The sequence below is a fragment of the Flindersiella endophytica genome, from assembly GCF_054779015.1.
The window spans coordinates 195,498-211,666 of record NZ_BAAGYY010000020.1 but is presented as its reverse complement, the minus strand read 5'-3'; the positions used below and the strand labels follow the sequence as shown (position 1 = coordinate 211,666).

General features: G+C 70.3%; 16 protein-coding genes. 14 read left to right on the top strand and 2 right to left on the bottom strand.

The features are described 5' to 3' along the window. Positions 1-48 precede the first annotated feature (48 nt). From ACYVF6_RS24015 to ACYVF6_RS23990, 6 genes are all read left to right on the top strand, one after another. On the top strand, positions 49-1,077 hold the full coding sequence (locus ACYVF6_RS24015; protein ID WP_460524748.1) for a hypothetical protein: 1,029 nt from the start codon (positions 49-51) through the stop codon (positions 1,075-1,077). A 212-nt stretch (positions 1,078-1,289) separates the two neighbouring features. Beyond that, on the top strand, positions 1,290-1,958 hold the full coding sequence (locus ACYVF6_RS24010) for an NAD(P)H-binding protein (RefSeq protein WP_460524747.1): 669 nt from the start codon (positions 1,290-1,292) through the stop codon (positions 1,956-1,958). A 65-nt stretch (positions 1,959-2,023) separates the two neighbouring features. Continuing rightward, positions 2,024-2,446, top strand: a complete 423-nt coding sequence (locus ACYVF6_RS24005; protein ID WP_460524746.1) for a hypothetical protein — start codon at positions 2,024-2,026, stop codon at positions 2,444-2,446. A 196-nt stretch (positions 2,447-2,642) separates the two neighbouring features. Continuing rightward, the gene (locus tag ACYVF6_RS24000; RefSeq protein WP_460524745.1) at positions 2,643-4,340 is read left to right on the top strand and encodes a rhamnogalacturonan lyase family protein; all 1,698 of its coding nucleotides are present in this window, start codon (positions 2,643-2,645) and stop codon (positions 4,338-4,340) included. Between the two features lie 103 nt (positions 4,341-4,443). Next, complete coding sequence (locus ACYVF6_RS23995; protein WP_460524744.1) at positions 4,444-4,830, top strand: globin domain-containing protein; 387 nt, start codon at positions 4,444-4,446, stop codon at positions 4,828-4,830. 100 nt (positions 4,831-4,930) lie between these two features. Further along, positions 4,931-5,773 carry a siderophore-interacting protein gene (locus ACYVF6_RS23990; protein ID WP_460524743.1) on the top strand — a complete coding sequence of 281 codons (843 nt, stop codon included), beginning with the start codon at positions 4,931-4,933 and terminating at the stop codon, positions 5,771-5,773. Between the two features lie 265 nt (positions 5,774-6,038). Here ACYVF6_RS23990 and ACYVF6_RS23985 read toward each other — a convergent pair whose 3' ends face one another. Then, positions 6,039-6,497, bottom strand: coding sequence for an SRPBCC family protein (locus ACYVF6_RS23985; RefSeq protein WP_460524742.1), 459 nt, complete (start codon positions 6,495-6,497; stop codon positions 6,039-6,041). After that, entirely contained in the window at positions 6,497-6,847 is a 351-nt protein-coding gene (locus ACYVF6_RS23980; protein ID WP_460524741.1) for an ArsR/SmtB family transcription factor, read from the bottom strand. Before ACYVF6_RS23980 ends, ACYVF6_RS23985 begins: the two co-directional genes overlap by 1 nt. Before the next feature lie 138 nt (positions 6,848-6,985). On the opposite strand from ACYVF6_RS23980, the gene steA reads away from it, so the two are divergent. The 8 genes from steA to ACYVF6_RS23940 all read left to right on the top strand — a co-directional run bounded on the left by steA (position 6,986) and on the right by ACYVF6_RS23940 (position 15,981). Next, positions 6,986-8,179 carry a putative cytokinetic ring protein SteA gene (gene steA / locus ACYVF6_RS23975; RefSeq protein WP_460524740.1) on the top strand — a complete coding sequence of 398 codons (1,194 nt, stop codon included), beginning with the start codon at positions 6,986-6,988 and terminating at the stop codon, positions 8,177-8,179. Next, positions 8,176-9,132: a copper transporter gene (locus ACYVF6_RS23970; RefSeq protein WP_460524739.1), complete on the top strand. Its 957-nt coding sequence runs from the start codon at positions 8,176-8,178 to the stop codon at positions 9,130-9,132. The genes steA and ACYVF6_RS23970 overlap by 4 nt, the downstream gene beginning before the upstream one ends. Then, positions 9,129-10,001, top strand: coding sequence for a hypothetical protein (locus ACYVF6_RS23965; RefSeq protein WP_460524738.1), 873 nt, complete (start codon positions 9,129-9,131; stop codon positions 9,999-10,001). The genes ACYVF6_RS23970 and ACYVF6_RS23965 overlap by 4 nt, the downstream gene beginning before the upstream one ends. Beyond that, complete coding sequence (murJ, locus tag ACYVF6_RS23960) at positions 9,998-11,557, top strand: murein biosynthesis integral membrane protein MurJ (RefSeq protein WP_460524737.1); 1,560 nt, start codon at positions 9,998-10,000, stop codon at positions 11,555-11,557. Before ACYVF6_RS23965 ends, murJ begins: the two co-directional genes overlap by 4 nt. A 26-nt stretch (positions 11,558-11,583) precedes the next feature. Beyond that, positions 11,584-12,660, top strand: a complete 1,077-nt coding sequence (locus ACYVF6_RS23955) for a glycosyltransferase family 4 protein (protein ID WP_460524736.1) — start codon at positions 11,584-11,586, stop codon at positions 12,658-12,660. A 120-nt stretch (positions 12,661-12,780) separates the two neighbouring features. Further along, positions 12,781-13,341 (top strand): phospholipase, encoded by a 561-nt coding sequence (locus tag ACYVF6_RS23950; RefSeq protein ID WP_460524735.1) that lies wholly within the window; start codon positions 12,781-12,783, stop codon positions 13,339-13,341. A gap of 298 nt (positions 13,342-13,639) precedes the next feature. Then, positions 13,640-15,352 carry a CTP synthase gene (locus ACYVF6_RS23945; protein ID WP_460524790.1) on the top strand — a complete coding sequence of 571 codons (1,713 nt, stop codon included), beginning with the start codon at positions 13,640-13,642 and terminating at the stop codon, positions 15,350-15,352. Further along, positions 15,349-15,981 carry an NUDIX hydrolase gene (locus ACYVF6_RS23940; protein ID WP_460524734.1) on the top strand — a complete coding sequence of 211 codons (633 nt, stop codon included), beginning with the start codon at positions 15,349-15,351 and terminating at the stop codon, positions 15,979-15,981. Before ACYVF6_RS23945 ends, ACYVF6_RS23940 begins: the two co-directional genes overlap by 4 nt. Positions 15,982-16,169 lie beyond the last annotated feature (188 nt).

The window sequence follows — 16,169 nt, the reverse complement described above, 5'->3', positions numbered from 1 at the left end:
GGGCGTGGTATCGGCTCAGGTGGCTTCCGGGGATGTGATGCTTTGCTTATGGGTCGCCACGATGAGCTGATCGCCCGGTTCACCGAACCGGAGCGCAGCCACGCCCGCAAGGTGCTCGACCACTTGGGTGGCGACTCGCTCGACTTCGCCGACCTGAGTCCGAGTGACGTACGCGGGCTGCTCTGGCTCTATCTCCCGCGCGCCTGGGGAGTCTCGCCCGACGAGTGGCCGGGGATGGCCGAGGCGCTGGCCGACATGCTCGACCTCGCCGGCCGGCCGACGCTGGCGGCGCTGGCTCGCGAGCCGGAGCTCGACGAGATCTTCGCCGCCTACGCCCGTTCGTCCGCCGAGGGTCACCGGGTGGCGCGGCTGGCGTTCGCGCGGACCGGCACCACGCCGCCCGACACCGACCTGCTGGCCTGGAGCACGTCGCCGACAGAGGTCGAGGCGCGGGCCTACAGCGAGGCGGTCCGGCTGCTCGACACCGAGGTCGCGGCCGGCACGTACGTTCCGGGCGACACCGCCCGGCGGACGAAGCTGACCACCCGCTGGCTCACCACGCCCGGCCAGGCGTTCGGCGGCCGCACTCCGCTCGCGGCCGTACGCCACGCCCGGCTGGTGCGCTGGGCGTTCGCGGGCCCACGGCAGCGGTCGGACGTCACCGGCCTCGCCGTACCCCGGCTCGTCGAGCGCACCAAGCCCGCCAGCTGGTGGGCCGACCCAGAGGCGCGCGGCTGGCTCGGCAGCGACGAGATCGAGGTCGCGATCGCCGAGCTGGTGTCCGCCGCGCTGCTCACCCAGGACGACTCGCTCGAGGTGAGCGTCGCCGACCGCGACGTGCTGACCTACGTCGCCCTCGGTGCGGTCGAGCCGATGGTGGTCGCTGCGGGCCGGACACTCTCGCCGTACCGCGTGACCGAGGCGTCGGTGCTGCGCTGGATGGACTACGGCGTGGGGCGCGGCTTCCTGCGCAGCGACTCCGGCCGCACCCAGTGTGCGTTCACCGAGTCGGGGGAGTCGGCGGCGCTCGACGCGATGGCCGTCCGGGCGTTCGGCTCCGAGTCGGCGTGGCCCTAGGGCCTGGCTCCCCACCCCAGGCGGGCTGCGGCGGCCCTGGCATCCACGCTCGCTGCGTTGGACGAAGATCGCCCGTATTCCCGACACGAACGACTCCGTCCGCCTTGCGAGCGTGGCGCCATGACCGTCCTCGCTATCCACCTGGGATGGGGAGCCAGGCCCTAGCCGGTCACGGATGTGTCAAAGCCGGGTGGGCCGGTATAACCACAGGCATGCGGATCGTGATAGCCGGTGCACGAGGGAAGATCGGGTTGCGGCTCGGGCGGCTGCTCGCCGAGCGGGGCGATCAGGTGATCGGGATCGTTCGCAATCCTTCCTACGAACCTGACCTGGTGAAGGCCGGTGTGCTGCCGGTCCTCCTCGACCTGGAAGACACCGCGGTCGATCCACTCGCCGTGGTGCTCGACGCGGCCGACGCCGTGGTGTTCGCGGCCGGCGCCGGGCCGGGCAGCGGGATCGAACGCAAGGACACCGTCGACCGGGCGGCCTCGGCGCTGCTGGCCGACGCTGCATCGCAAGCCGGCGTACGCCGGTTCCTGCAGGTGTCGTCGATAAATGTCGACAGCGTGCGCGATGGCAGGACGCCCGATGGGGTCGGCGAGGTGTTCGTGGCGTACCTGCGGGCCAAGCTGGCGGCGGAGGAAGACCTGCGTATGCGGGCGCTCGACTGGACCATCCTGCGCCCAGGCGGCCTGACCGACGACCCGGGTACGGGCCGCGTGACACTGGCAGCATCGGTCGCCCCCGGCCAAGTCCCCCGCGACGACGTGGCGACGGTGCTGGCCGCGTTGCTCGACACTCCGTCGACGAGCCGCAAGATCCTCGAACTGGTCGGCGGCGACACCCCGATCACCGAGGCGATCCAGCAGGTCGCGGGGTAGCCGAGGCGCCCGCCCAAATCCAGCGAGGCTTGGTTCGCGGCGGAGCGATCGGAGGTGGATGCTCGGTGAGATTCCAGGGCCTCAGCAACGATCAGTGCCACCAAGCCGCTTGTTTCCTCGCCGCCGCCGAGGCTGTCGTCCATCGGAACAGCGTGGTGGTGATCGACGAAGGACGTCGGTACCGGCTGAGAGTCAACGGCCGGTTGGTCCAGGTCATGTCGCAGAGGGCAGGTGACTGGCAGGTCACCGACTTCAAGCGGCCGTTCGCCGACGACACCACAGCGGTGATCCTGGTGGACCTTGGCAATGACGTGCCCGACTTCTATGTCGCGGCGGCGGACTGGCTCAGCGCGGACATCGAGCGTCGGCACAACGTGTGGCTCGACACCAAACCGAACAGACAGCGCCCCCGCACGCCGGCGAGCACACACTTCGCCATCCGGCACGACTACGTGAGGCACTGCAGGCAGAGATGGGACCTGCTGTAGTCCAAGTGCCGGTGGGTCACCTGCGGTGCATCGGAACCACTCTTGCCCATTAGCTCTGGTGTTGTCGCCAAGGCTGGAATTTCGATGCCGGGTTCGATTCCGCGCTGCTTGACGCTGTTCTCCGGTCGGCCTAGCTTCCCCGGGCAGGAGAGGGAAACCGCTTGCCCACACTGGGCGGGCGGAGGGGAGGGACGGCATGAGACTCGCGAAGTACGCAGTGGTGGCAGGGGTCGCGGTCGTCGGCATGCTGGCGCCGAGCGTTGTTACGGCGTCTGCTTCGACGGCCGGCGAGGGCACAAGTGCGGTGAGTGCGGCAGCAACGATCGAGCCGAGCGTGGTCGCCACGTTCGACACGTCGGCTGCCGGGGGAGGGGCTCGGCCGCTGATTGGCGATGTGACCGGTGACGGGCGGCTCGATGTCGTCATGATGCAGCCGCACTTCGTCGCCGACGATCGGTTCGAGGGTGCGCTGGTCGCCGCGCTCACGGCGTACGACCTGGAGAAGGGCCTGCTCTGGCAGGCCGGTCAGGTCGATCCCGCCGGCCGCAACCAGGGATCCGACATCCCCGCCCAGATCTGGGACGTCGACGGCGACGGGGACAACGAGGTCGTCGCGATCATGCATCCGGGCGGCGACGTCACCCAGACCGGCCGCTTCTACGTCTTCGACGGCCGCACCGGCCGCCTGGTCCGCGACTTCGCGCTGCCCGACCCGCAGGCCCACGACGCGGTCCAGTTCGTCAACCTCAGCGGCGGCCGCACCGCCCGCGAGATCCTGCTGAAGAACCGCTACGAGCAGGCCTGGGCCGTCGACACCAACGGCAGGCTGCTCTGGACCCACGCCGGCAACACCGGCCACTACCCCTGGGCGTACGACATCGACGACGACGGTCGCCAGGAGATCATGATCGGCTACGACATGGTCGGCCCCGACGGTCAGCTGATCTGGCGTTACGACGCACCCGGCCACACAGACTCGATGTGGATCACCGACATCACGGGCAGCAGCGACCCGGAGCTGATGCTGGGCGGCGACGCCGCGATCGCGTTCGACATCCGTACCGGCACCCAGGTCTGGCGCCAGGAGAACATCGTCGAGACGCAGAACATCATGACCGGCGACTTCATCCCGTCGCTGCCAGGTCTCGAGTCGCTCGGGCTGGACCGGATCGACCGCAGCGCGCAGGGCTACGACGGCCTGTTCCTGCTCGACGTCAACGGCGACTTCGTCTGGAAGGAAGCCCGTACGACCCGCGGCTGCTGGGGCTCGATCCCCGAACCGATCCACAACTGGACCGGTGACTACAGCGACCTGATCATGGTCTGGAACCGCGGCTGCGGCGAGCCCACGACGATCATGAACGGCAGCGGCGAGGTGATCAGCGTCCTGAACTCCGCCGCGAGACTGTGGCACGCCGACTTCTGCGGCGACGACAAGGAGGAGGTCATCGAGTACGTCCAGGGCCAGACCGTCACGATCAAGAGCAACGGTGCCTGCGACCTGGACGCCAAGGTGACCGGGCGGCCGCTGCCGGAGCCCAAGCGGCTCGGCAACTACACCCGCTACACCGCCGGCGACAGCCCGCGTGACCTGGCCGCCGGGCGCCGGCTGGCCTGCCAGGGCAGGACGTGCACGGTCGACCTCGGCCGCTGGCGGCTGCTGACCGGCGTCGAGCTGACGTTCCAGCGGGCCGGCCGGCACGACTACACGGTCGAGGTCTCCAAGGATCGCCGCCACTGGACGACGGTCGTCGACCGCCGCTGCGACGGGCCGACGGCGGCCACGCAGCCGGCCAGGTTCAGTGGCCTCGGCCGGTACGTCAGGGTCCGCTTCGACCATTCCGATCATGGCCAGAAACGCCTTGCCGGGTTCAAGGTGCTTGGCACCAGATAGGTGATCAAGCTCACAGCGAGGTGGGATCCGAAGTGAAGACTTGCTCACAATCGCTTTCGGCACATGTGATCCGGTCGGAACCGGCCGCACCCACGCTGAGGACATGGTGACGCTCTTCGAGCAACTCGGCGGCCGGCCCGGACTGACCGCCACGGTCGACGAGTTCTGCTTGCGCGCGCTCGCCGACCCGGCGCTGTCCCGTTACGTCCACGACCTCGATCCGGCCGTGGTCAAGCCCCAGCTGTACACCTTCCTGTCCGCGACGCTCGGCGGGCCCGCCACCAATGGCGGCCACCCGCCGATCGCCAGGCTGCGCGAGCACCACGTTCTCCCGGCCGAAATCCCTTCGATCCACGTCGACAACGCGCTCGGCCAGCTCGCCGAGGCGTTGCGGGCACGCGGAGTCTCAGAAGACCTGATCGGGCTCGTGATCACCGAGCTGCTGCCCGTCAAGGACGAGTTGCTCGGCGCCGGGCTGCGACCCGCGTAGGGCCGGTAGCGGCCGTCAGATAACGGTCACCCCGAGGCATTCGTCACCCATAGCCGGGTAGGTTAGGCTTGCCAAACTTCCGGCAGAAGGGTGTTCGGGCATGGCCGACCAGGCAGTGGCGCAGCGACGACGCCGCAAAGACGTCATCGCCAACTGCAAGACCTACGTCACGCGGGTCGCCCGCGCGCAGTTGCTCACGCCCCGGATGGCGCGGATCACGCTCGCCGGCGGCGATCTCGGCCGCTTCCAGAGCGCCGGGCCGGACCAGTTCGTCTACGTCCTGCTGCCCCCGGCCAGCCGCACCCAGCTCACGATCGACTCGTCGTTCACCTGGGACGGCTACCGCGCGATGCCCGAGGCCGAGCGGCCGGTCGGCGCCTACTACACCGTGCGCAAGCACCGTCCGGAGCTCGGCGAGCTCGACCTCGACTTCGTCCTGCACGGCGACGAGGGCGTCGGCTCGGCCTGGGCCACGCGCGCCAAGCCCGGCGACGAGGTTGCGGTGTGGGGCCCGCGGATCGCGTTCGAACCGCCGTCCGACACGACCTGGCGGCTGCTGGTCGCCGACGAGACCGGCCTGCCGGCGCTGGGCTCGATCTGCGAGTCGCTGCCCGCCGGCGCCAAGGTCCGCGCGATCGTCGAGGTCACCGACGAGTACGACGAGCTGCCGTTCGAGTGTGCCGCCGACGTCGACGTGCGGTGGATCCACCGCGGCTCGTCCGCTGTCGGAACCACCGGCCTGCTGATCGACGCCGTACGTGAGCTCTCGTTGCCCTCCGGCGAGCAGGTCTACGCCTGGGGCGGTGGCGAGATCCGCGCGATGAACGAGATCCGCCACCACCTCCGCAAGGAGCGCGGCCTCACCAAGGACCAGGTGAGCGTGCTGGCCTACTGGCGGCACACCAGCCACACCGACGACGACCGAGACCTCTCCGACAGCTGACCTGTACTGCCGTGCGAATGACCACGTTAACCACGGGTTTGGCGGGTTAACCACGCCCCGGGCCGTGGCGAAGCACCTGCTGGCGTGGCGAGGCACCGTCCAGCGTGGCGAAGCGCGCGTCACGTGGCGAGGCACCTAATGACCACGTTAAGCACCCAAAGCCGTGGTTAACGTGGTCATTCGCCGTCTCGCGAGAGCGCTGTGAGGCAGGCCCGGCCGCGTTCATCGGGCGCGAGGGTGGCGGTGAACATCATCGGCTCCGCGCTCATCGGGCGTCCCCGCCGCCCGCGTCCGCGGCGGTGGAGGCGAGGACGGCCGGCAGCTTGCGCCGCAGCATGCGGCCCCAGCCGCTGCCGAGCATCCACGAAAGAATCCGCCCGGCGATGCCCTGGTCGAGGCCGTCGTGCTCGAGCTCGAGTCGCGTGCCGTCGCCGGTCGGTGTCGAGGTCCGGGTCAGCTTCCAGGTCACGGTCGTCGGCCGGCTCACCCAGCCGCCGGTCCAGGTGTAGACCAGCTCGCGGGGCGGCTCGACCCGCAGCACCCGGCAGTGGATCACTCCGTCGAAGCCCGGCTTCGGCGGCATTCGCAGGGTGAACTCGTGCCCGACGACCGGCTCGAAGTCGTTGTCCATCAGCCATTCGCGGATCGCGTCCTGGTCGGTCAGGGCCGCCCAGACGAGCTCGGGTGGATAGGGGTACTCGGCGCTGTGCCGGATCGGTGCCATCAAACGTCCTCGTCTTCTGTCCGGGTGCCGTGCTTCTCGTCCAGGTATCGACCGAGCGACGTCAGGCCGGAAGACCAGAACTCGCGCAGCTGGAGCATCCACTGCAGCGCGTCCTCCATGGGTTCCGGTCGCAGGTGGTAGACGCGATAGCGGCCCTGCACGGTCTCGCGGACCAGCCCGCTCTCGCGGAGCAGGCGCAGGTGCCGGGAGATCGCCGGCAGGCTGACGTCGAACGTCTCGGCCAGCTCGCCCACGGGCCGTGGCCGGTGGCTGAGCAGCTCGAGGATCGCCCGGCGGATCGGGTGTGCGAGTCCGTCGAACACGTCGCGGTCGAGTGTTGCTGAGGTCACGGGCATCATTTAACCACATCGTTAAGCGTTGGGCGAGCGTTGTGGGCGTGGCCCGTACTGGGGCATGATCGACACGTACGGTTCCCAACGAACGCCACACCAGCGACCTGTCCGCACGGCCTGGTTGCGCGTGGCAGGATGCGGAACACGATGAAACTGCCGACCCTGCGCCGACCGCGCTCGCCCGTTCTCCCTGGCATTACGGGTCCGGCGCGTATCGACACACGCACGAAAAACCTCACCAAGCGAATGCGGCCTGGCGACATCGCGATCGTCAACCACCTCGACCTCGACCGGGTGAGTGCCGAAGCCCTGGTCGAGAGCGGTGCTTCCGCTGTGGTCAACGCCGCCCCATCGAGCTCCGGCCGCTACCCCAACCTCGGGCCCGGCATCCTGATGGACGCCGGCATCCCGCTGGTCGACGACGTGGGCCTCGACGTGTTCGCCCGGGTACGCGACGGCGACCGGCTGCGGCTGGAAGGCAGCACGCTCTTCAAGGGCGACGAGGAGATCGCGTTCGGCATCGAACAGACGCCGGAGTCCGTCGAGAAGGCCGTGTCCGAAGCGCGTGCCGGGCTGTCGACGCAGCTCGAGGCGTTCGCGGCCAACACCATGGAATACCTCCGCCGCGAGCGCGACCTGCTGCTCGACGGCGTGGGCGTGCCCGACATCGAGACCAACCTCGAGGGCCGGCACGTGCTGATCGTGGTCCGGGGCTACGACTACCGCGAAGACCTCGACATGTTGCGGCCGTACATCCGCGAGTACAACCCCGTTCTGATCGGCGTCGACGGCGGCGCCGACGCACTGCTGGAGGCGCGCTACAAGCCGAACGTCATCGTCGGCGACATGGACTCCGTCTCCGACGCGGCCTTACGCTGCGGCGCCGAGCTGGTCGTCCACGCCTACCGCGACGGTCGCGCGCCCGGGCTGGACCGCCTCGAGCGGCTCGGCCTGGAAGCCGTGGTGTTCCCGGCCACCGGCACCTCCGAGGACACCGCGATGCTGCTGGCCGACTCCAAGGACGCCGAGCTGATCGTCGCCGTGGGCACGCACAGCTCGCTGGTCGAGTTCCTCGACAAGGGCCGCTCGGGCATGGCCAGCTCGTTCCTCACCAAGCTGCGGGTCGGCGGCAAGCTGGTCGACGCCAAGGGCGTGAGCCGGCTCTACCGCGCCCGGATCCAGACCTGGCACCTCGTCGTCCTGCTGCTGGCCGGCCTCCTCGCGCTCGGTGTCGCGCTGGCGGCGACCCCGATGGGACAGGCCTGGCTCGAGTTCGGGAGCATTCGGCTGACCGACCTCTTCTACTGGCTACGAGGGTTGTTCTCGTGATCGACTTCCGCTACTTCCTGGTGACGATCGCCGCCATCTTCCTGGCACTGGCAGTCGGGATCGCACTGGGTGCCGGACCGATGAAGGGTGGCCTGGACGCTCAGCTGCGGGGCAGTGTCGAGCAGCTCGGCAAGGAGAAGAACGACCTGCGCAAGCAGATGGAGCAGATGGAGCAGATCGACAAGTACCGCGACGCGTTCGCCTCGGAGGTGGCGCCGGGCCTGATCCGGAACCGCCTCAACGGCCAGCGCGTGGTGCTCGTCGTGCTCCCGGAGTCCGACAACGGTGTGGTGAAGGGCATGCGTGACGCGCTCACCGAGTCCGGCGCGACCGTGACCGGCACGGTGCAGGTCACGCCGAAGTGGGCAGACCCGCAGCAGCGGCAGTTCCTCGACGACCTCGCCTCGCAGCTCGCGACCGGCGATGTCCAGCTGCCCGACCAGGGCTCGGCCTACGACCGTGCCGGTGCGCTGCTGGCCCGTGCGGTCGTCACGAAGGACGAGACCGCCTCCAAGCCCGACTCCGCCACGACGACGATCATGAGCGGGTTCGGCGAGGGCGAGCTGGTGAAGGCCGACGCCGACGAGCTCGGCCGGGCCGACCTGGCCGTGCTGGTCGCGCCGAAGGTTCCCGATACCCCGAAGGTCGACGCCAAGCTCGCCGACCAGGAGAACCAGGCCTGGGTCGCGTTGTGCCGGGCGCTCGACGAGGCCAGCAAGGGCTGTGTGATGGCCGGCGACGCCAGCGCCGCGGAAGACAGCGGCGCGCTGTCGGCGCTGCGCTCCGACGGCCGGGCCGCGCAGAAGGTCTCGTCGGTCGATGCGGCCAACCTGCCGAGCGGCCAGGTCGCCGTGATCTGGGCGCTGGTGGAGCAGTTGGGCGGCAAGGTCGGCCAGTACGGCTCGGTCGGCACGACCGATGGCGCGCTGCCGCAGTTCGCGAGCGGGTCGTGAGCAGGTTCCTGCGTACGGCTGGGGCCGTTCTGGCCGGTGCCGCTGTCGCGGGTGTGGCCGGGCGGCTCGCGTACCGCGCGCTGCGGTCGGCTCCGCCCGGCGGTACCCAGCGCTGGGACCGCACCAACCACCGAAGCGAGCCGGTGAGCCTGCTGCTGGGCCCGGCGGCTGTCGCCGGCGCGGCGGCCGGTGCGGTGGCCACGCCAGGGCTGTCGGTACGTGAGCGTGTCGCGGTCCTGGTCGCGGTCAGCGGCAGCGGAGTGGTCGGCTGGTACGACGACAACGACACGGCTTCGGCCGCGTCCAAGGGACTCAAGGGACACCTGTCGGCGTTGCGCCGCGGCGAGGTCACCGGCGGGCTGGTGAAGCTCGTCGGCATCGGGATGAGCGGGCTGGCCGCCGGGGTGATCCTGCGCCGCGACGAAGCCTCGCCGCTCGAAATGACGCTGGACGCGCTGATCGACGGGGCGTTGATCGCCGGCTCGGCCAACCTCGTCAACCTCCTCGACCTACGGCCGGGGCGCGCGCTGAAGGCGGTCGTGCTGGCGTCGGCGCCGGCGCTGCTCGGGCCCGCGGCTCCAGTGGTCGCGGCGCCGATCGGAGCCGCCGCCGGGCTGCTGCCCGACGACCTGTCCGAGCAGGCGATGCTCGGCGACTGCGGCGCGAACGCGCTCGGAGCAGCGCTCGGCGTGGTGGCCGCGGCCAGGGCTCCGCGTGGTGTGCGGCTGGGGCTCCTCGGCGGAGTCAGCGCGCTGGTGCTGGCCAGCGAGAAGGTCTCGTTCACGGCGGTCATCGAGAAGACGCCCGCCCTGCATCGGCTCGACCGGCTCGGTCGCCGGCCGCCGGTAGCAGCACCCAGGCCGGAATGAGCGACGGCGGCCGGACCCGGTCGCGGCGCCGCTGGCTGGCGGGACTGGCCGGTGCGGCCGTGCTGGTCGCGGTCGTCACCGTGTTCGCGCGGCTGGCCGGGTTCGGCCGATGGTTCGTGTTCTCCAAGACCGTGGGCGACACCTGCCTCGGCGACGCGTACAACACCGCCAACCAGCTGCCGAACGTCGCGTTCGAGGTGGTCGCCGGCGGGGCGCTGGCCTCGGTGGTCGTACCCGTGCTGTCGGCCGCGCTGGCCAGGCAGGACAAGCAGCAGGCCGGAACGATCATGTCGGCGCTGTTCACCTGGACGCTTGCCGCGCTGACACCTGTCGTGCTGCTCGGCGCACTGCTGGCCGAGCCGTACGCCCGGCTGATGGTCGGCGACCGTTCCGGCTGCGGTGGCTCGACCGCGGACACCGCGGCATGGATGCTGCTGGTGTTCGTGCCGCAGATCTGGTTCTACGGGCTCGCGGTCGTCGCGTCGGGTGCGCTGCAGGCGACCCGGCACTTCGTCGCTCCGGCGGCCGCGCCGCTGGCCAGCAGCCTGGTCGTGGGTGCGGCGTACGTGGGCTACGCGGTGCTGGACAGCGTTCCGGTGCTCGCCGCCGGGACCACGGTGGGCGTGGTCGCGCTGGCGCTGACCGTCCTGATCCCGCTGCGGCGTACGGGCCTGCGGTTCCGGCCGACGTTCCGGTTCCCGGAGGGCACGGGCCGGCAGGTCCGGTCACTCGCGCTGGCCGGGCTGATCGCGCTGCTGGCCCAGCAGGGCGCGACGCTGCTGATCACATGGCTGGCCAACCACCGCGGTGCCGAGGGGACGCTCACGCTCTACACCTGGGCGTTCGCGATCTTCATGCTGCCGTACGCCGTGCTGGCGGCGCCGATCGCGACGACGGCGTTTCCGCGGGCATCGTCGGCACTGGACCCCGAAGCGTTCGCGCGGTTCGCGTCGCTCGCGCTGCGGATGGTCGTGCTGGCGGGCGCGTTCGGTGGGGCGCTGCTGGGGGGCACCGCGCTGCCGGTCGCGCGCGTGTTCGTGCTCGGCCCGGGCGGCGGCTCCACGGAGGCGCTGGCGTACGCGCTGGTGGCCTTCGCCTTGGCGGTGCCGGCGTTCGGCGTGGTCACGCTGGCCGGGCGGCTGCTGTACGCCCGGTCGGCGGGAGGGCTGGCGGCCGGCGGGACGGCGTTCGGGTGGATCATGGTCGGGCTGGCGGCGGTTGTCGTGACCAGTACCGGGCAGGTGGCGGCCGGGCTGGGAGCGGCGATGTCCTGCGGCCTGCTGCTCGGTGCGGTCGCGCTGTTGTTCGGTGTCGTACGTGTCGGGGGAGCGGGCGCGCTGGCCGGGTTTCCGCGAGCTTTGCTGGTGGGCGCGGGTGGCGGGGTGCTGGCAGGCGCCGTGGCGTACCGGATCGGTGCGTTCTTCACCGGCGGCGGGCTGTGGCTGGCCCTGGCGGGTGCGATTGTGTGTGCGGTCGGCGTGATTTTGGTGTTTGGTGGGCTGGTCGCGGTGCTCGATCGAGACGATGCACGACAATTGCTGGCGAGGCTTCTCTAGCTGGTTGAGGTCAGGTGGGTGAGCGGATGCGTGTCGTCTTGGTGCTGGGACCCAGCACAGGCGGGATCGGTCAGCACGTCGCGTCGCTTGCTGCCCGGCTCACCGAGGCCGGCTGCGAGGTCAAGATCGCTGGGCCGCAGGCCACGCTGGAGCGGTTCGCGTTCACCGTGCCGTTCGTTCCGGTGGAGATCACCGCGCAGACCTCGCCCGTACGCCAGCTGGCGCTGGTGAGCGAGCTGCGCCCGTTGCTGTCGGCAGCCGACGTCGTGCACGCCCACGGCCACTCGGCGGGGTTCGTGGCATCGGCGGCTCGCCGGCGTGGCGTGCCGCTGGTGGTGAGCTGGCACAACGCCGTCCTGACCGGTGGCGCCGCGGGGGTCGCGTTGCGTGGAGTGCAGCGCGGCGTCGTCCGCCGCGCGTCGGTCGTCCTCGGCGCGTCGTCCGACCTGGTGGAGGAGGCCCGCCGGCTCGGCGCGGTCGACGCACGGCTCGCGCCGGTGGCGGCACCGCCGCTGCCACCACCGTTGCGTACGCCGGGTGAGGTGCGGATGGAGCTCGGCACCCGCGATCGCGAGCTGATCCTGGCGGTGGGCAGGCTGGCACCACAGAAGGACTACGACGTCCTGCTCGACGCGGCGGCCGAGCTCGCCACGCGCGCCGAACCACCGTTGATCGCCGTCGCCGGCGCCGGCCCCGAGCACGACCGGCTGGAGGCGCGGATCGAGGAGGAGAAGCTCCCGGTCGAGCTGCTGGGCCACCGGTCCGACATCGCCGCGCTGCTGTCTGCGGCGGACGCGGTGGTGCTGACCTCGAAGTGGGAGGCGCGGGCGCTGATCGCCCAGGAAGCGATGCGGGCGGGCGTACCGCTGGTGGCCACGGCCGTCGGCGGCATCCCCGAGCTGGTCGGCGACGCGGCCCTGCTGGTGCCGGCAGGCGACGGCGCCGCGGTGGCGGCCGCGCTGGGGCGGGTGCTGGACGAGCCGATGCTGCGCCGCCGCCTCGTCACCGGTGGCCCGAAGCAGGCCGCCAACTGGCCGGACGAGGACGAGACGGCCGCCCACATCCTGGCGATCTACCGTGAGCTCACCGACCCGCGGCACTGAGGTGAGCACCGGCCGGCCACCGAGCTGCCACCAACCTGCCACCCGGGCAGCGTTGACTCGGCGTTGAACGGCTCTGACGATGGGTAGGAGCCCCTCCACCCGGCGTAAAGGAGCCTCGCCATGGGCACGCGTCGTCTTGCCACCGCCTTGGGAACGGTGGCGCTGTCGTTGTCCCTCGCAGTGGCCGTGCTGCTCGCTGGTGCGGTGCCGGCGCAGGCGGTCACCCAGGCGCAGAAGCTCTTCGTCCTCGACTCCTGGACCCAGACGTCCGCCGACAGCCAGTCCGCGTTCCTGGCCGCCCGCGCCGACCAGGCGTCCTGGGCCGACTACGGCTACAACTGGACGACCGACCTGTGCACGGCGAGCCCGGACCAGCCGTTCGGCTGGGACTTCCGGCCGTCCTGCATCCGGCACGACTTCGGCTACTCCAACTACAAGCAGTTCGGGCTGTTCGAGCAGAACAAGGCCCGCGTCGACACGGCCTTCTACCAGGACCTGCTCCGGGTCTGTGCCCAGCAGAGCTGGTGGGAGCGCGGACCCTGCCAGAGCCTGGCCTTCGTCTACTACGAGGCCGTGAAGAACTTCGGTTCGCTGGCGTCCGGCGTCCGGAAGTCCGACCTGACCCGCACCAAGGCGATGCTCGTCCGGGCGGAGGCCGCCGCGGCCAGCCGTTCCCGATGATCCGCTGACGGTCGACGATAGGCGCGACCAGCCCGGATGCCCGCGGCATCTCGGCCCGGTAAAGATCAGGATCGCCACGCCCGAGGGATCAGCCGCAGGGCGCCTCCGCTTGGTATTGATATGAAGGAGGCACAAAACGGGACAGTCAACGTGACCGGCTGATTGCTGCCAGCAAGCGACACGCGCCGCGAGGTGCGGTACGGGCGTATTTGCCAGTTGGTTGCTAGGCTGAAAGCCCGTGGACAGGTCGAATTTCAACCAGGACGCCTCCGCCCGAACCAACCACGGGGAGATTCCTTTGGCAGCCTCGCATCCGACCAGGCACGTTTTCGTCACGGGAGGCGTCGCCTCTTCTCTGGGCAAAGGGCTGACCGCCTCGAGTCTCGGCAACCTGTTGAAGGCCCGCGGGTTGCGCGTCACGATGCAGAAGCTCGACCCCTATCTCAACGTCGATCCCGGCACGATGAACCCGTTCCAGCACGGTGAGGTTTTCGTGACCGACGACGGGGCCGAGACCGATCTCGACATCGGTCACTACGAGCGGTTCCTCGACGTCAACCTCCGCGGCTCGGCCAACGTCACGACCGGGCAGATCTACTCCAGCGTGATCGCCAAGGAACGCCGGGGTGACTATCTCGGCGACACGGTCCAGGTGATCCCGCACATCACGAACGAGATCAAGGCGCGGATCCGTGCGATGGCCGCCGCCGAGGTCGACGTGGTGATCACCGAGATCGGCGGCACGGTCGGTGACATCGAGTCGCTGCCGTTCCTGGAGGCTGCTCGCCAGGTACGCCACGACGTCGGCCGCGACAACGTCTTCTTCCTGCACGTCTCGCTGGTTCCGTACCTCGGCCCGTCCGGTGAGCTGAAGACCAAGCCGACCCAGCACTCGGTCGCTGCGCTGCGCAGCATCGGTATCCAACCCGACGCGATCGTCTGCCGGTCCAACCGCGAGCTGCCGACGAGCGTCAAGCGCAAGATCTCGCTGATGTGTGACGTCGACGAGGAAGCGGTGATCGAGAACCCCGACGTGCCGAGCATCTACGACCTGCCGAAGGTGCTCCACTCGCAGGGCCTCGACGCCTACCTCGTACGCCGGCTCAACCTGCCGTTCCGCGACGTCGACTGGACCCAGTGGGACGAGCTGCTGCGCGTCGTCCACCAGCCGGCCGACGAGGTGACGGTCGCGCTGGTCGGCAAGTACATCGACCTGCCCGACGCCTACCTCTCGGTCACCGAGGCGCTGCGCGCCGGCGGGTTCGCCCAGGACGCCAAGGTGCACATCAAGTGGGTGCCGTCCGACGAGTGCGCCAGCGCGGAGGGCGCCGCCCGGCACCTGTCCGACGTCGACGCGGTGTGCATCCCCGGCGGTTTCGGCGTGCGCGGCGTCGAGGGCAAGATCGGCGCGATCACGTACGCCCGCGAGCACCAGCTGCCGACGCTCGGCCTGTGCCTGGGCCTGCAGTGCATGGTCGTCGAGTACGCCCGTTCGGTGGCCGGCCTCGACGACGCCAACTCGACGGAGTTCGAGGACTCCTGCGCCAACCCCGTGATCGCGACGATGGAGGAGCAGCGCGAGATCGTGGCCGGCGCCGGCGACCTGGGCGGCACGATGCGGCTCGGGCTCTACCCCGCGAAGCTGGCCGAGGGCTCGCTCGTACGCGAGGTCTACGGCGAGCCGTACGTCGAGGAACGCCACCGGCACCGCTACGAGGTCAACAACGCCTACCGCTCGCAGCTGGAGAACGCCGGGTTCGTGATCTCCGGTACGTCTCCGGACGGCCGGCTGGTCGAGTTCGTCGAGCTGCCGCGCGACGTACACCCCTATTTCGTGGCCACGCAGGCGCACCCCGAGCTCCGCTCGCGCCCGACCCGGCCGCATCCGTTGTTCTCGGGGCTGGTGAAGGCGGCGATCGGCCGGCAGCGCGAGATGCAGCTTCCCGTCGAGGAGGGCATCGACGACGTCGATGTCGTGGAGGAGATCATGCAGGCTGGGGTGCGTTCGTGAGCTCGTGGCTGGACGTTCCGGAGCGCTGGCCGGTCTCCTCCTCCGAGGTCTCGCTGCACACTGGCCGGGTGATCGACGTCCGGCGTGACGTCGTGGCCAACGGTGGCGGGTTCACCCGTGACGTCGTGGTGCATCCGGGCGCGGTCGGCGTGATCGCGCTCGACGAGTCCGAGCGTGTGCTGCTCGTCCGCCAGTACCGCCATCCGGTCGGGCACCGGCTGCTCGAGCCGCCGGCCGGCCTGCTCGACGTCGAGGGCGAGGACTACCTCGTGGGGGCGCAGCGCGAGCTCTACGAAGAGGGCCACGTGCGCGCGACCGACTGGCGGGTGCTGGTCGACCCGTTCACCTCGCCGGGGATGACCACGGAGTCGCTGCGGATCTACCTCGCGCGCGGCCTGTCGGAGGTGCCGGAGTCCGAACGCCACAACGGCGTCCATGAGGAGGCCGACATGCCGGTGACCTGGGCGCCGCTGGACGAGCTGGTCGAAGGCGTGCTCGCCGGCAACCTCCACAACCCGACGATGGTGATGGGCGTCCTGGCCGCCTGGGCCGCGCGCAACGGCAAGGGCTACGACGCCCTGCGCCCAGCCGACAGCCCATGGCCCGCCCGCGAGGCCATTCCGCGCTGAAGGCGCGGCTCGGGTCCTCATCCGGCTGCGTCCTAAATCGGATGCGCCCGCCCTGCACCGGGGTCTAGCGTGGTGGTCGCCGACGTCTTCGGATGTCCGCCCGGCCGCCGCGCAGCAGAAGTCCTTGTCCTGGCCGCCTGCTCACTTTCTGCGAGCAGTTGCGGCGTACTGACGCATGTCTCGTCACA

Excerpts from the sequence above, each read along its gene's own strand:
- ACYVF6_RS24015 (WP_460524748.1), top strand. The coding sequence starts at position 49 with ATGGGTCGCCACGATGAGCTGATCGCCCGGTTCACCGAACCGGAGCGC.
- ACYVF6_RS24010 (WP_460524747.1), top strand. The coding sequence starts at position 1,290 with ATGCGGATCGTGATAGCCGGTGCACGAGGGAAGATCGGGTTGCGGCTC.
- ACYVF6_RS24000 (WP_460524745.1), top strand. The coding sequence starts at position 2,643 with ATGAGACTCGCGAAGTACGCAGTGGTGGCAGGGGTCGCGGTCGTCGGC.
- ACYVF6_RS23995 (WP_460524744.1), top strand. The coding sequence starts at position 4,444 with ATGGTGACGCTCTTCGAGCAACTCGGCGGCCGGCCCGGACTGACCGCC.
- ACYVF6_RS23990 (WP_460524743.1), top strand. The coding sequence starts at position 4,931 with ATGGCCGACCAGGCAGTGGCGCAGCGACGACGCCGCAAAGACGTCATC.
- ACYVF6_RS23985 (WP_460524742.1), bottom strand. The coding sequence starts at position 6,497 with ATGGCACCGATCCGGCACAGCGCCGAGTACCCCTATCCACCCGAGCTC.
- steA (WP_460524740.1), top strand. The coding sequence starts at position 6,986 with ATGCGGAACACGATGAAACTGCCGACCCTGCGCCGACCGCGCTCGCCC.
- murJ (WP_460524737.1), top strand. The coding sequence starts at position 9,998 with ATGAGCGACGGCGGCCGGACCCGGTCGCGGCGCCGCTGGCTGGCGGGA.
- ACYVF6_RS23955 (WP_460524736.1), top strand. The coding sequence starts at position 11,584 with ATGCGTGTCGTCTTGGTGCTGGGACCCAGCACAGGCGGGATCGGTCAG.
- ACYVF6_RS23950 (WP_460524735.1), top strand. The coding sequence starts at position 12,781 with ATGGGCACGCGTCGTCTTGCCACCGCCTTGGGAACGGTGGCGCTGTCG.